This window comes from Paenarthrobacter sp. YIM B13468 (genome assembly GCF_042788025.1).
Classification (GTDB): Bacteria; Actinomycetota; Actinomycetes; order Actinomycetales; family Micrococcaceae; genus Arthrobacter; species Arthrobacter aromaticivorans.
Window position 1 is genome coordinate 73,246 of sequence record NZ_JBHZPI010000010.1, and the last position, 13,907, is coordinate 87,152.

10 protein-coding genes are annotated in these 13,907 nt (G+C 62.2%); all 10 read right to left on the reverse strand.

Annotation, left to right across the window (positions count from 1 at the left end):
- Positions 1 to 94: 94 nt before the first annotated feature.
- Entirely contained in the window at positions 95 to 445 is a 351-nt protein-coding gene (locus ACFX4T_RS11415; protein WP_377651908.1) for a DUF202 domain-containing protein, read from the reverse strand.
- Positions 442 to 840 carry a YidH family protein gene (locus ACFX4T_RS11420; protein WP_377651910.1) on the reverse strand — a complete coding sequence of 133 codons (399 nt, stop codon included), beginning with the start codon at positions 838 to 840 and terminating at the stop codon, positions 442 to 444. The genes ACFX4T_RS11415 and ACFX4T_RS11420 overlap by 4 nt, the downstream gene beginning before the upstream one ends.
- 287 nt (positions 841 to 1,127) lie before the next feature.
- Positions 1,128 to 1,691 (reverse strand): gluconokinase, encoded by a 564-nt coding sequence (locus ACFX4T_RS11425; RefSeq protein ID WP_377651911.1) that lies wholly within the window; start codon positions 1,689 to 1,691, stop codon positions 1,128 to 1,130.
- Positions 1,688 to 2,917 (reverse strand): D-mannonate dehydratase ManD, encoded by a 1,230-nt coding sequence (gene manD / locus ACFX4T_RS11430; protein WP_377651912.1) that lies wholly within the window; start codon positions 2,915 to 2,917, stop codon positions 1,688 to 1,690. Before manD ends, ACFX4T_RS11425 begins: the two co-directional genes overlap by 4 nt.
- A gap of 34 nt (positions 2,918 to 2,951) precedes the next feature.
- On the reverse strand, positions 2,952 to 4,406 hold the full coding sequence (locus ACFX4T_RS11435; RefSeq protein WP_377651913.1) for a mannitol dehydrogenase family protein: 1,455 nt from the start codon (positions 4,404 to 4,406) through the stop codon (positions 2,952 to 2,954).
- The gene (uxaC, locus tag ACFX4T_RS11440; protein ID WP_377651915.1) at positions 4,403 to 5,806 is read right to left on the reverse strand and encodes a glucuronate isomerase; all 1,404 of its coding nucleotides are present in this window, start codon (positions 5,804 to 5,806) and stop codon (positions 4,403 to 4,405) included. The genes ACFX4T_RS11435 and uxaC overlap by 4 nt, the downstream gene beginning before the upstream one ends.
- A gap of 66 nt (positions 5,807 to 5,872) precedes the next feature.
- Positions 5,873 to 6,877: a LacI family DNA-binding transcriptional regulator gene (locus ACFX4T_RS11445; protein WP_377651917.1), complete on the reverse strand. Its 1,005-nt coding sequence runs from the start codon at positions 6,875 to 6,877 to the stop codon at positions 5,873 to 5,875.
- Between the two features lie 714 nt (positions 6,878 to 7,591).
- Entirely contained in the window at positions 7,592 to 9,259 is a 1,668-nt protein-coding gene (locus ACFX4T_RS11450) for a family 78 glycoside hydrolase catalytic domain (RefSeq protein ID WP_377651919.1), read from the reverse strand.
- A gap of 2,576 nt (positions 9,260 to 11,835) precedes the next feature.
- On the reverse strand, positions 11,836 to 12,816 hold the full coding sequence (locus ACFX4T_RS11455) for a fumarylacetoacetate hydrolase family protein (protein ID WP_377651921.1): 981 nt from the start codon (positions 12,814 to 12,816) through the stop codon (positions 11,836 to 11,838).
- Positions 12,817 to 12,827: 11 nt separating this feature from the next.
- On the reverse strand, positions 12,828 to 13,898 hold the full coding sequence (locus ACFX4T_RS11460; RefSeq protein WP_377651923.1) for an amidohydrolase family protein: 1,071 nt from the start codon (positions 13,896 to 13,898) through the stop codon (positions 12,828 to 12,830).
- Positions 13,899 to 13,907 lie beyond the last annotated feature (9 nt).

Sequence of the window (13,907 nt, forward strand, 5' to 3'; positions counted from 1 at the left end):
GAAACGCTCGCCGCCCATCATGGGGACGGCTGCAGTGACGATCGAAAAAGCGGATCGTGGGACACGAGTCCTCCTAATATGCATGCGTCGTCGTCTAACCCACGGGCAGGAAGAGGACAGCATAGATGCCAAGCCCCGATAAGACGACGACGACTGTTGCGAGGGCCGCTGTGGATGCAAGGTCGGAGGCCATAATTTCGTTTCTAATACCGTGGATCGCCCGGTGGTACCGGCGTCTGCGGGTGAAGTTGATGGACAAGGCGCCAAGAATGGCTACGGCGACGAGGACTCCGATAAACCAGCCGTGATGGGGAATCCAGCGCAGGAAGACGGCAGCCGCGACGACCAGAGATAGGGTGGTGCGCCCCCAGGCGAGGTCCGTGCGTTCAGGCTGGAGGCCGGCATCGCCATGCCTTGGGGGGTCCTTTGACGGCTGTTTCATCATGTGGGGTGAGCAATAACGAAAACGACCATGGCGGCGGCAACCAGGCTACCTCCCGCCGCCAGGATGGGCGCGATCCAGGGTAGCGGCAGAGGGATGCTATGGCGCATTGAACGTTCCACAGCAAGCCATCGAAAGAAGGACCCACCGCCAAGGGCGAGAGCCAAAAACAGTAAGAGAACTGAAATGGTTTTCCGTAGCTCCGGGCCGAAAAAGTCTGCCATGAAGGCTTCGACCGCGACGCCGGCAGCAAGTAAAGCCAAGGAGGTACGGATCCATGCCAGGAAAGTCCGTTCGTTTGCGAGGGTGAATCGGGGATCCGGTTCTTCGCCGCCGCGCAGGAGGCGGACCGACAGCGGCATCCGGCTGCCGCTGTCATCTGGCCTGGTGTTTGACATGTAGGTTTCTTTCTAACCAGGCCACCGGATTGGGGCCCGGCGGTTTTGGCAATTGGGGCGAGTCTGCGGAGTCGCAAGGTCGCCGAAGGAAAGGCACGCGGTACCGAACGTAACAGCCCTAGCGCGAACTTTCCTCCTAGAAGTAGCCGTGGCAAGGGCCGGAATCGCAGGTGATGCACGGTGCCTCTGCGCGGGTAGCCGTCGGCTTGCTTCGCGGCGGCCATCAACTCGTCGACGCGAAGCTGATAGGAAACAAGCCAAATAAGTACCTTGACGTTCCATAGCAGTCACCTTTGCTCTGGGAGTTCAGCGAACAGTACGTGAGTATGGGCGGCGAGGCTCGTAAGTGCCTGGGCCACGATGTCGGTGACTGGGGCGGCGATGTCGACGACGACGCCGGCCTCGTCGGTGTCGAGTGGTTCGAGTGTGGCGAGTTGCGAGTCGAGCAGGGCGGGGGGCATGAAGTGTGCGGACCTGCCTGCCACCCGCTGTGCGAGAACGTCCTTGCTCCCGTTCAAGTGAAGGAAGATCGTGTCCGGTGCCTGGGCACGGATTGCGTCGCGGTAGACACGCCGCAGCGCCGAGCAGGCCAGAACCAGGCCGCCGTCCCCGGCAGCAGCCAGCTCGCGGCCGACGATTGCCAACCAGGGCCAGCGGTCCTCGTCCGTCAGGGGTGTGCCGGCTGCCATCTTGGCCACGTTCTCCACGGGATGCAAGGAGTCACCGTCCAGGAAGGGCACGCCCAGTTTCCGCGCCACAAGGTCGCCGATGGTGGTCTTACCGCAGCCGGACACGCCCATCACGATGATGCGGAGCTTAGGCTGGCCGGTGTTGGGTTGGGAAGTGTTCACCAGTCGTGGACCGTTCCGTCGATGAGTCGGTTGTAGGGCAGGTAGGCCTGCTGGTAGGGGTAGGCTGCGGCGGCTTCTTCGTTGAATTCGACGCCGATGCCGGGCTTGTCGCCGGGGTGCAGGTAGCCGTCCTTGAACGTCATGGACTGCTGGAAGACCTCGTTGGTCTTGTCCGAGTGCTGCATGTATTCCTGGATGCCGTAGTTGTGGATGGCCAGGCCCACGTGCAGCTGCGCGGCGAAGCCCACCGGGGAGATGTCCGTGGGGCCGTGGAAACCGGACTTGATCTGGTACTGCGCGGCGAAGTCCATGACCTTCTTCAACGGGCTGATCCCGCCGAAGTGCGTGGACGCGGCGCGGACGTAATCGATCAGTTGTTCCTTGATCAACGTCTGGTAGTCCCACACGGTGTTGAAGATTTCGCCGATGGCCAGCGGGGTGGTGGTGTGCTGACGGACCAGGCGCAGGCCTTCCTGGTTCTCGGCCGGGGTGCAGTCCTCGAGCCAGAACAGGTCATACGGTTCCAGCGCCTTGCCGAGCTTGGCGGCCTGGATCGGGGTCATCCGGTGGTGCCCGTCGTGCAGCAGCGGGATTTCGGGGCCGAACTCGTTCCGGACGGCTTCGAACACGGTGGGCAGGTGCCGCAGGTACGCGCGGGTGTCCCAATCCTCCTCCACCGGGAACGCGCCGCGGCCGGCGGGCTCGTAGTCGTAGCGTTCGCCCGAGGCCTGGGCCTGGGCGGCAACACCATAAACGGCTTTGATGCCCGGGACGGCGGTCTGGATCCGGATGGACTTGTACCCGAGCTCCAGGTGCTCACGCACGGAATCGAACAGGGACGGCAGGTCCGCGCCCGAGGCGTGCCCGTAGGCACGGAGCCCGTTCCGCGATGCGCCGCCGAGGAGCTGGTAAACCGGCATGCCGGCCATTTTGCCCTTGATGTCCCACAGCGCCATATCAACAGCAGCGATCGCAGCCATGGTCACGGGGCCGCGGCGCCAGTACGAGGAGCGGTACAGGAACTGCCAGGTGTCCTCGATCCGATGTGGGTCCTTGCCGATCAGCAGCTGCGCAACGTGTTCCTTCAGGTACGCGGCAACGGCGAGCTCACGCCCGTTCAGGGTGGCGTCACCAATGCCGGTCACACCGTCCTCGGTGGTGATCCGCAGGGTCACGAAGTTCCGGGACGGGCTGGTGACAAAGACGTCGGCGGCGATGATTTTCATGGAGAAGTGGTTCCTTCCGGAGCTAGAGGCAGTTTCAGTGCCGTATCGGGGCGGCCGTGGCCGCAGCGTTTGGGGTGAAAACTCCTGGCAGCCGCCGAACAAGCGCAACGATCTGCGGGTCCTCGGCAAGGCCGGCGCTGACCAGGCGGAGCAGGGCTTCCACTCTGTCCTCGCCCTTGAGGGCGTTTGCCGCCTGAATTTCCAAGCGCAGCGGGTCCTGGAAGTCATTGGTTGTGGCGACATAATCGATCCAGGCGGCAAGCATCAGGGCGCTGCCGGCGCCGGTGCGTCCAGCGGCCCGTTCCGCCATTAGGACGGGCACAGCGCGCATACGCAGCTTGGTGGTCCCGTCAGCCGCGATCTGCGCCAGCCGATGGGCGATGCGGGCATTGCCGAACCGGTCCAGCAGGGCCTGCCGGTACTGCGGGACGTCCAGGCCGGCAGCGGTGAGATGGTGTGCCGCTTCATCCCAGAAATCCTCCACGGCCTTCCGGCACATCGGATCGGCCAGGGCCTGCGCTACCGCGGCGTGGCCACGGAGCTGCCCGGCGTACGCCAGGATCGAATGCGAACCGTTGAGCAGCCACAGCTTCCGGTTCTCATACGGCTCAATATCATTCACGAACACGGCGCCCGCGTCCTCCCAGCGCGGCCTGCCGGCCGGGAAAGCACCGCTAAGCACCCAGTTCCGGAACGGTTCGGTCACCACCGGCGAGCTGTCGCGGTAGCCGCATTGCTCTGCCACTTCCGCGATATCCGCCTCCGTGGTGCTCGGAGTGATGCGGTCCACGGAAGTGCTGACGAAACTGACGTTCGCCCCAATCCACTCCGCCAAGCCCGAGCCCCACGCGGCCGCGAGGCCCAGGACGGCGCGCCGGGCCACCTCGCCGTTGGCGGAAAGATTGTCACAGCTGACGACGGCGAGGGGTCCCGCGCCGCTGTCACGGCGCCGGGCAAGGGCAAGCACCAGGCGCCCCAAAGGCGTGCCAGGCACCCCTGCCCCGCCGGACGCTACTTCCGACAGCGTATATAGGTCATCCGCCACACCCGGAACACCGGGGTCGAACATTCCGTCCGCGGTCAGCCCGTAGGCTGCCTCGGTGATGGTCAACGTGACGATTGCCGTTTCTTTGGCGGCGACCAGCGCGCAGAGGCTGCTGACGTCGGCGCCGTCCACGGCTTCGACGATGCTGCCGATGACTTCGAAGCTGTCGCCGCCGGCCGAGCGCTCCACCAACGTATAGAGGCAGTCCTGGGCGAATAGTGCCTCTGCGGCATCGGGGCGGCGGCCGGTGAACGCCGCGATCCCCCACTCCCCGGCATCACCGGCGTGCTGGGTGTACCAGGCCTGATGCGAGCGGTGGAACGCACCTAAGCCAAGGTGCACAATCCGCACCGGCGCCTTGGGTAGCGGCTTCAGGCCCCGGTGCAGGACAGGAACAGAATTCAGTGCAGGGACGGGATGGTCCGCAGAATGGGTGGTCTTCACAGCTTGAACACCCGCCGCGGCGCCGCGTCGACGATGTCCACGATCAGATCGTGCGCCCGTTCTTCGGTGATGCGGTGTTCGGCCACTAGCCGCGCCAGGAAGGATGCCTCGATCCGGCGAGCCGTATCGTGCCGGGCGGGGATGGAGCAGAAGGCCCGGGTGTCGTCGATGAATCCCGAGGACCGGGAGAAGCCAGCCGTCTCCGTCACTGCCGACCGGAAGCGCAGCATCGCATCCGGTGCATCCAGGAACCACCACGGGGCCCCCAAATACACCGACGGGTAGAACCCTGCCAGGGGTGCCAGCTCGCGCGAGAACACGGTCTCGTCCAGCGTGAACAGCACCAGGTGGAAGTCCTTGGCCGCCCCGAAGTCCTGCAGCAGCGGCCGGATGGCCTCCGTGTAGTTGACCGCCACCGGGATGTCATGCCCGGTATCGGCCCCGAAGGCCTCGAACGTGGGCCTGTGGTGATTGCGGAACGAGCCCGGGTGGATGGTCATCACCAGCCCGTCCTCCACTGACATCCGGGCCATCTGGTACAGCATGTGCGCCTCGAAGGCATCCCGGTCAGCAGCACTTGCCTGGCCGGACCTGCCGCGCTCGAAAAGTCGCTCCGCCTCGCCGTCATCAAGCTTCACGGTGGCCGGAGTAAACACGCCGTGGTCCGCGGACACCGCGCCCCGCTCCACGAAATGCCGCCGCCGCGCTTCGAGTGCCTTGATGTACCCGACGTAGCCGATCGTGCCCTCCCCCGTGGAGCTTATGAGGCGCTCCACGTTGTCCCGCCACGCCCGATGCGCCATGTTCAGGTACTGATCCGGGCGGAAGGTGGGCAGCACCCTCCCCGAAAAGGCAGGATCCACCTGCAGGGCAGCGTGGCTGTCCAGGGAATCCAGCGGGTCATCCGTGGTGGCCAACACCTCGATGTTGAATTCCTTGAAGAGCTCCCGCGGGCGGAAACCGGGCTCGGACAGCTTGGCCTGCAGCGCGTCAAACAGCCGGTCAGCGTTGTCCGCGGACGGCTCCTCGACCAGCCCGAACACGTGCGCGAACTCCTGCCGGATCCAGTACCCCGACGCGGTCCCGTCAAAAGCGCGCCATGCCTCGCAAAAATGCCGCCACACCAACCGGGAATCGGTCGGCTGGCTGCCCAAACCCAGCTGGTCCATAGGCACGCCGCCGGCATGGATCAGCCGGGTGACATAGTGATCCGGGGTGACCAGCAGCGCTGCCGGATCCGGGAACGCAGTGTTCTCTTCGATCAACGCAGCGTCCACATGACCGTGCGGAGAAATGATCGGCAGGCCCTCCACTTTCGCGAAGAGCGAGCGGGCAATCTCCCTGACCCCGGGATCGGCGGGCAGCAGTCGGTCCGGGTGGAACGCTATTTGCGATGGCATGGTCTGTACTTTCATATTTAGGGGTGTTCAGTGGGGATGTCATTCGGGAACCAAAGGCAAGGACACTCACATAGAGTTCAATCTGCCGCTGGATCCACGCATGACGAACTCTGTTTCCACCGTGATGACTGTGTCCAGGGCACTCGCGCCGTGGATGATGTCCAACAGCAATGCTGAGGCCTGCGCTGCGCAAGCGTTCAAGGATGAACGGATGGTGCTAAGTGGCGGAGAGGTGAACTCGGCCGCGAGGATGTCGTCGGAGCCGATGATGCTTAGGTGATCGGGTATACCGAGACCCGCCGCTTGGAGTTCCTGCATGAGCCCGATGGCAAGCAGGTCGCTATCGGCCACAACCGCTGTTGCCCCGCAAGCTCGTACGCTGCGTGCCGCCCCTCTGCCCCCGCCAGTACTGTCTTTGGTGGCGTACACCTTGTGGAGCCTAAGTCGAAGCCAGGTGGCGGCGACGCTTGCGCCCTCCCAGCGCCGCCGGGACATCCAGGAGTCACCGGGGGCTGCCACAAAAGCGATTTCACGGTGGCCAGACGCCGCAAGACTCCGAAAGGCCTGGTTAAGTCCGATGCTTATGTCGGGCAGCACACTCGGCACACCCTGCACCTCCCGGTTCACGAGCACAATCGGCTTTGCATCAGCCAGCTCACGGATGGTGTCATCATCCATATCAGGGCTTACCAGCAAGAGACCGTCCACTGTTTCCATCAGACGAGGGCCAGCACCACTTCTTGTCCCTGCCCCGGCTGATGACATTTGGAGCGATAAGGCATAGTCCCGGCTGGCGGCGACGCGTTGGGCCGCACAGATGACGTCATAGAATGCCGGATTTTGGGTCTTGGGGATTAACAGTCCGAGGGTGGTGGTGCGCCCTGTGGGCAAGGCCCTTGCGAAGGGGTTCGCAAGGTACTTCAGCTCAGCGGCGGCTTCATCAATGCGCTTCTTCGTCCCGGTGTTCACCCTTCCCGGTGTGCTGAAAGCCCGGGAGACTGTTGATGGGTGGACGCCTGCCATCCGCGCAACGTCGTAGATGGTTGCACGGGAATGCACTGATTTTGCCACAGCTCCAGCCTCCCTTCGTTGTTCCGTAGCGATAATGAGGGCAATGATGTTCGCTCAATTGTTCAAAGGTCGACAAAGCGTCCCTTTGAGAAAATGCCCTCTTAATGACTCTCCCGTGACAGCCCAGAAACTGGAAGAGTGCCTTTCATGTAGAAGGTATTTCGATTGGTAATAATTCGAAGGGGCTGACTCAGTCCGGCTCCGTTCACTTCGGCAATCGCACGGAAGACAGGTCCAGGACCTGCTTACGATAGGTCGCGCCGGTCTAGGACCTGGGCCGGTATCACCAGAGCAAGGACAACGCCCGAGCTCTCTGGCGATAACACCAATGCTCCGTCCGACAAGCAGGAGGTTCCCGATAGGGATCCGTTCCGACGTAGAGGAACCCGGGGAGTGGCAGCGAATGCGACATAGGAGCAACCTTTTTGATGTCTCCGAACTTGAGAACAAGTGATCGTGCCGCCATCGAGTCCCCGAGCGCCGGCTGATTCCCACAATCCAGAAGGTCTCATAATGCCCATTCCCTGCTTCATCAGCGAGCATAGTGAGCCCGTGCAGCATTCTTGGAGGGACCGGTTGCAGTTCCTAAAGGCTCAGGCGCTGCTACGACCAGTAGTACGCCGAGGCCGCGAATTGGTTAACTTTGCGACCGCCCCTGACACTTGGCGTTCCCCCACTTAGATCGCCTACTGGATCGGAGTGCTCAGTCCCTCGTCACAGCTGCCCGCTCGAGACCGGCGTGACGAAGTACCTGTTGTTCCGTATGCCCACAACGTATTGGCCAGGTCCCACTTCAATCGGCGTTGCGAGATCCTGCTCCGCATAGCTCTTTATTGTGGCGTTTGCGGTGTTCGACGGGAGTGCGACCGTTGCTGAACATCCTCCCGGAACGTCGATTTCCAGTCGATGCTCATTCGGGGTCCACGTGGCCTTGATCGTCCCCCGGACGGTCGGTCGTTCGACGTGAAGCCGTTCAAGCCCGCTACATTGGGGTCGGACTGTGAAGTGAGAAAAGCCCGGCGCGAGTGGTGAGATCCCCATGAGGACTTCGCTTACTAGGAAAGTCGGGGAGGCCGCCCAGGGATGGGAGTGCGTGAGATTCGGCTTAAGACTTTCGTCCCACGCTTCCATGGTTGAACCGGCGCCTAAATCCAACATGTGCTTCCACCCCCGTATGCCCTGCCCTGTTATGAAGCCCACAACTTCTTCGGGCCCACCCGCGATAGCAAGCGCTTCTAAAAAGAAGGGCGCTGCATAAACGCTGCAGTTCATGCCCCGAAGGAGGAGGTGCTGCGCAAGTTGGGCGTAGTTAGTATGCTCCGGAACGCCCCACGCCAGCGGGAACGCTGTTGCGTGGACGGCATGGTGATCGATCGGAGTGAGGTCTTGGTAGAGCCCATCGCGGTATGCCCCGGTGTTGCCGTCATAGAGTAGCTCGTTCATTGCAGAACGGAGGCGGGCGGCAATCCTTGAGAGACGGCCGGCACTTTCTGCGTGTCCAAGGGCGCTCTCCAATGTAGCCATACAAATGAGCGACCGATAACCTATGGCGTTTACTACGGTGTTGTAGTAAGCGAAGACGTACCCGTCGCGTTCGCTCCGCGGCCAGTCAACTATGTCGCAGTCAGGGCGTCCTTGGGAGCCGTCCGAGCCTTCGTCTTTTCCGAGCAGTCCCGTCTTGGGGTCCAGCCACTGGAGGGGGAGTTTCTCCGCGAGGACCTCCCGATGGCGACTGACGAATTCCAGATCTCCCGTCTCCATATAGTAGTCATGGACTGCCAGGACAATGTACATCGGCCACTCAGTGGGCCAAGTACGCCGCGTCATCAAATACTCGAGTGAGTAAGCGGCCAGGGCAGTGTCGCTTCCAACCGCAAAATTGGCACGCATCTGCAGGTAGGCGTCGGCTTCGTAGGGTTCCCGTTCACGCGTCCAGGAGTCCACATACAAGTTGCCGTTGCTTGATTCCAGTGTTGCGCGGCTAAGCTCCCATATGCGGTCCAAAACGGCGTTCGATGAGGATTGCTTACCGACAAAATCTTCGGGGTAGACATGGTTTATTGCGGCAAAGTCAGCAGGCGAAAGTCCTCGAGGAGCGTTTAAGACCTCAGCGTATCGGAACACCCGCAATCCCCACGTCTCGGAAAGGGCTGAGGTCTCTGGCATCAGCCACGTGTCTTGATAGGTGTTGGTTGTGGCGAGTTGAAACTTGACTGCCCCGTCCTGCCCGAGGACTTCCCCGTACCGGATCAGCACTGCGCGGCCACTCCATTCCTCACCGCCAAGGCGTAAGCCACCCACCAAGGTTTTCCCGTAGTCCAAGATATAACGGTGCGGTTCTACCTCTTGTAGCCGGACCGGCAAGGAGTTCTGTAGCTGCACTTTGGCCATTGTGCTGGGTTGCAGGCGTTTGAACACGGGACGTATGTCGACGGGTTGCCAACCTTCTGCTGAGAAGCCGGGTTTGGCGAAACCGTAGGGAAACGATGGTCCGCATAAATTCTCTACCGGCGCAGAAAAGAATGATGTGCCGATGCTGCCGACGTTCGGGTATATACCGTCCCCGCCCAGACCTTGCCAGGTCGCATTAGAGGGGACTTCAAGAATGCTACCGTCGGCAAACCCTACCGCGAGCAGGATCTGAACTCTTTGTTCTCTAGTTGTATAGGCTTGCAATCCGATCGCATTCCGCCCGTCGGTGAGTAGCGCCGTGACATCAAAGCCGTCGAAGCGCGTCTCGTCCGAGACAGAACGGGTTGGACCCAAGCCCGCAAATTGGCCGTTAACCCAAGCTTTATAGACAAACTGGCGCGCGGGTTCGGCTGAAGAGGCCGTCGCGAACAGTGTCGCCCAGATAGGCTGTCGCCCGGATGGAATCATGAATTCGGTTCTAAGGAAGGCCCACTCGTTAGGTGCCGGCCACAAGGAGTCCGAGTTGGCTGCGACTTCCAGAGCGTCATTGCGTACCGACCCGCAAGCCAGCGAGGTTGATCCGTTCCGGTAGTTCTCGTGGAAAAGCACGTCACCATTGGGGTCGGTTAGATTGAGTTCAAAGACCGTGAAACGTCCTTTGGACGACCCGCAAAGACCAATTCCACCATGAAGAAAGGAGCTATTTGTCACACTGCCAGCCGCTTCACCGTCTAGGCTTACCGAAAGAGCGCTGCCCATAGCCGACACTGTGACCTCATGAACATCGCCTACCGTAAGGTCGGGCGCAGGGAATTGTCCCAGAACGGATTCCACACCTTCGGAAACAAGGCTGATCCTGACCTCAGCCAGGGAAGGATCAAGCCAGCAGACGTACCCGTCACCCCCACTGCGGGCGCGGAACCGGATTCCTGCCGCCAGACCGTCCGGCACTGCCTTCACGTTCGGCCGCATAGGAAACGTAAAGGATGCTCTGACGACGTAGTCGGTCAACTGTGTTTCGCTGCTAGCGGGGGCCCAGATTGGAGTTGCCATTGCCCATCCCCCGTCTGGGGCGGTCCCGAACGCGCTTTCAGACGACCAGGGCGACCAATTTCTTGCCGCCGAATCACACGTGCGGACACGCCACTTGAATCTGCCTCCTTTGGGAAAGGTCCTCCCCGGCACGATGAGCCGGTGCTCGGATCCCTCATCCGATTCGAACTCCCATACGCCGTTATCCCCCCAGCCGGCAATGTAGGGAGCCACCTGAACCTGATACTGCGGCTGGGCCGAAGCGGTCAGCCGCCACGACAGTACAATCTCGCGGTCTGGATCTAGATCGAGGGGAGCAGCCAGAGCCTGCGCCGCCAGTCCCCAGGGAGAGCTTTCATTGTTCATAGGTTTAGGGTCTTCCTGCTCTAATTAGTCGAGTCGCATTTTCAATGTTGCCTACGGGATCTCGCGCTGCTTGCAAGACCGCGGGTGCCCGGCAGAACCCAGGCGTGCGGCAACGCTGCAGATGTCATAACTGCTGGTGGCGTGGACCCCGATGATTCATCACCTTCTTCTCCTTCTGCCCCCTTGGGTGAATGGCGGCGCAGAGACCTAATGCCTCAATCCGCTGAGTATGACGAGCGCACCGAAGGCCCCCTTCGTCTACACGCCTGTGCACTTTCACTCCCTGACGGAACTGTGCCTACGACGTCCCGGGGGTATGCAGCAAGTAGGTCCGCATGCATGAAAATTCAAACTCAACTCTGCACTCACCAAGGAATTCCTGGAACGACGAGTTAGGAATGGAAACTATTTCGCAATTGAATACCTTGATAGTGGGGGTGGAGGTGGGCGCAGGTGTAGTACGGCTCCGAGGGCCTGTACGGTAGGGATTGAAACTGTCAGATGGCTTGTGTCTGGAACGGAGAAGTTAGCTGGTCCCGGCTGCAGTGCGCCCGCATTACTCACACATCTCACAGTCCGTCAGCAATGAATGGAAGCTCAGGTCTGGTGCAGGTCTACTGGCAGGAGATTTCCGCCTAGGCCCTTGCCCCAAAGCTCATCTTCCACTTGTGTCGCTGATCCGGATATACGTCCCCGGTTGGTTTTCGACTATGCGTCTCCCGGCAACTCCTCTTCGGGCATTAGCCAAAGGATTGAGCCGTCTGCCATGACGTCCGCAGCTCTTCCTCGACCAGCCACGCGTTCAGCGATGTGTACCTCTACGTTTTGATTTTCAAGAGTGGACCAGTCATCGACTGGTTGCCGTGGGAAAGCTACGGGTGAATGCTCCGCTGGGTTGCTTGACATGTCTTCCTGGTGATGCGTCCGTTCCATTCAAGAGGCTCCAAGGCTTCTTTCGTGCACGGTACTTTGCCATATGTTCGATCCTCCCGTGACCTCCAGTACCTTCGGCTAGTTGGGAGTTAGGACGGCGAAACGTGTACTCGAGATGGTGGATGGGGGCTAGCCCGCCGCAGAGGTGGTGACCCACACATCGAGGTGCGAGAGTTCTGCGGCTGTAACGCTGCCAAACGGCGGCTGACGCCGATTCAGCCCTGACGGTTCGTGCCGGGCCTGGGTCTGGCGGTCACAGGTGCTATTCCTCTGCGCCGGTCACCTACCCTGTTTTCGATCGTGCCGATGCCCTCAACGGTCATCCGGACCACGTCGCCGGTCTTCAGCGGCGGCGGGGTCTGGGCGCCATTGCGCCCCCAGAGTTCGGCCAGGCAGCCGCTCCCGCAGGTGCCGGAGCCCAGCACGTCGCCAGGGCGCACCACGGAGTCCTGGGAGGCGTAGGCCACGAGCTCGGCGAATGGCCAGCCCATGTTGGAGAGCAGGTCCTGGCCAATCTGTTCGCCATTGACGTGCACGGACATGGAGATGGGCAGGAACCCCTCGGCATCGTGCCGGTCCTCGAACTCATCGGCGGTGACAATCCAAGGCCCCAGGGTGTTGGCGAAGTCCTTGCCCTTGCATGGGCCCAGACTGACCTTCATTTCCCGGCGCTGCAGGTCCCTCGCGGACCAGTCGTTGAGGATGGTGTAGCCGAGGATGTGCCGGTGGGCGTCCGCGGCGGAGAGGTTGCTGCCGTCACTGCCCGGCACATGGCCGACGACGGCGGCGACTTCCGTTTCGAAGTCCAGGTCATTGCAGCCGGCGGGAATTCCGATGACCGCACCGGTTCCGGTCACCGTGTGCGGGTTGGTGAAGTAGAACGTGGGTGCCTCGTACCATTCCGGGACCACGCCGGCGACGCCGTCGATGCTCTTCCGCACACCTTCGACGTGTTCTTCGAACGCCACGAAGTCGCGGATGGTGGCGGGTTTCAAGGGGGCGAGCAACTGCACGTCTGCAAGCCGAACCGGGGCGCCGGACCCGATGGTGTGCCGGGCAATTTCCAGAGTCGCTTCGAGCCCGGCGTCCAGCAGGGATTGCACGTCCTGGCCCTGGGGGAGGGCGTGGCAGGCGCCGCCGTCAACAAAGCCGGACTGCGTCCCGCCGTCGTACTCCCAACGGGCAATTTTGACCATGTATCTGTTCCTTAGGCTGACTGGCTGGTGGTGCGGACGGAAGCGGGCGTGATGCCCAGGGCGGCGGCATTGCCTGCCAGCACTCGTGCCCGTTCCTCTTCCGGAAGGCGCGCTTCCAGGACTTCCGCCACGGGCTGGTCCGAGCCCATGTCGAACGGGTAGTCAGACCCCAGCAGCACCTGCTCCGGCCCGGCGGCCGCCACCAAGGCGCGCAGTTCCGCCGGACTGTGGACCAGCGAGTCGAAGTAGAGCTTCTTGAGGTAGGACGACGGCGGTTCGGCGCAGCCGTGTGCCTCCGGCCGGACCCGCCAAGCACGGTCGGAGCGGCCCAAGGTGGTGGGCAGGTAGCCGCCGCCATGCGCAGCCAGGACCTTGATTCCCGGGTGTCGGTCCAGGACGCCGCTGAAGATCACGTGGGACAGGGCCACGGCGTTTTCGGCGGGCTGGGAGACGGTGTTGGCCAGGTAGAACCTGTCTAGCCGCTCATCCAGCGAGCAACCGAACGGGTGCAGGAACACCAGGGCGCCCAGTTCCTCAGCCCGGGACCAGAAGGCCTCCAGCCGGGGGTCCGAGAGCTCAATCGTGCTGCGCTCCGGGTCGGCGGGTGTAGCGGCGAACGATCCGATTTCGACGCCGAGCAGCCCGCACTCGAGGACTGCGTTCTCAAGGGCCTCCACCATGAGGTGCGGGTGCTGGAGCGGAACCAGGCCCACGCCGTTAAGCCGGTCCGGTGCGCGGTCCACGAGGTCCCGCACGGCCTGGTTGGCCTCCGTGGCCACTTCCATGGCCAGTTGTTCGCCGGCGAAGTAGTAGAAGTGCGACGGCGACGGTGAGACCAACTGCACATCCACGCCTTGGGCGTTCATGTCAGCGAGTCGGCGGTCCAGGCCGGTCAGCTGCGGCCAGCGGTCCTTGATCATCCTGCCCGAAGACGCCATCGACTCCGGTCCGTTGCGCCGCACCTCCAGGGCCTGCTGCGCACCGAAGCCGTCGGGGTCAGCTTCTGCCACCAGTTGCTGGAGGGCAGGAAGCAGGATGTGGGCGTGGACGTCCACGACGGGCAGGGGGCTGGAAACTGGCATGGTTCTTCC

What these genes read in the sequence shown, in the direction of transcription:
- ACFX4T_RS11420 (WP_377651910.1), bottom strand. Translation starts at nt 840, where the DNA reads ATGTCAAACACCAGGCCAGATGACAGCGGCAGCCGGATGCCGCTGTCG.
- ACFX4T_RS11455 (WP_377651921.1), bottom strand. Translation starts at nt 12,816, where the DNA reads ATGGTCAAAATTGCCCGTTGGGAGTACGACGGCGGGACGCAGTCCGGC.
- ACFX4T_RS11415 (WP_377651908.1), bottom strand. Translation starts at nt 445, where the DNA reads ATGATGAAACAGCCGTCAAAGGACCCCCCAAGGCATGGCGATGCCGGC.
- manD (WP_377651912.1), bottom strand. Translation starts at nt 2,917, where the DNA reads ATGAAAATCATCGCCGCCGACGTCTTTGTCACCAGCCCGTCCCGGAAC.
- uxaC (WP_377651915.1), bottom strand. Translation starts at nt 5,806, where the DNA reads ATGCCATCGCAAATAGCGTTCCACCCGGACCGACTGCTGCCCGCCGAT.
- ACFX4T_RS11460 (WP_377651923.1), bottom strand. Translation starts at nt 13,898, where the DNA reads ATGCCAGTTTCCAGCCCCCTGCCCGTCGTGGACGTCCACGCCCACATC.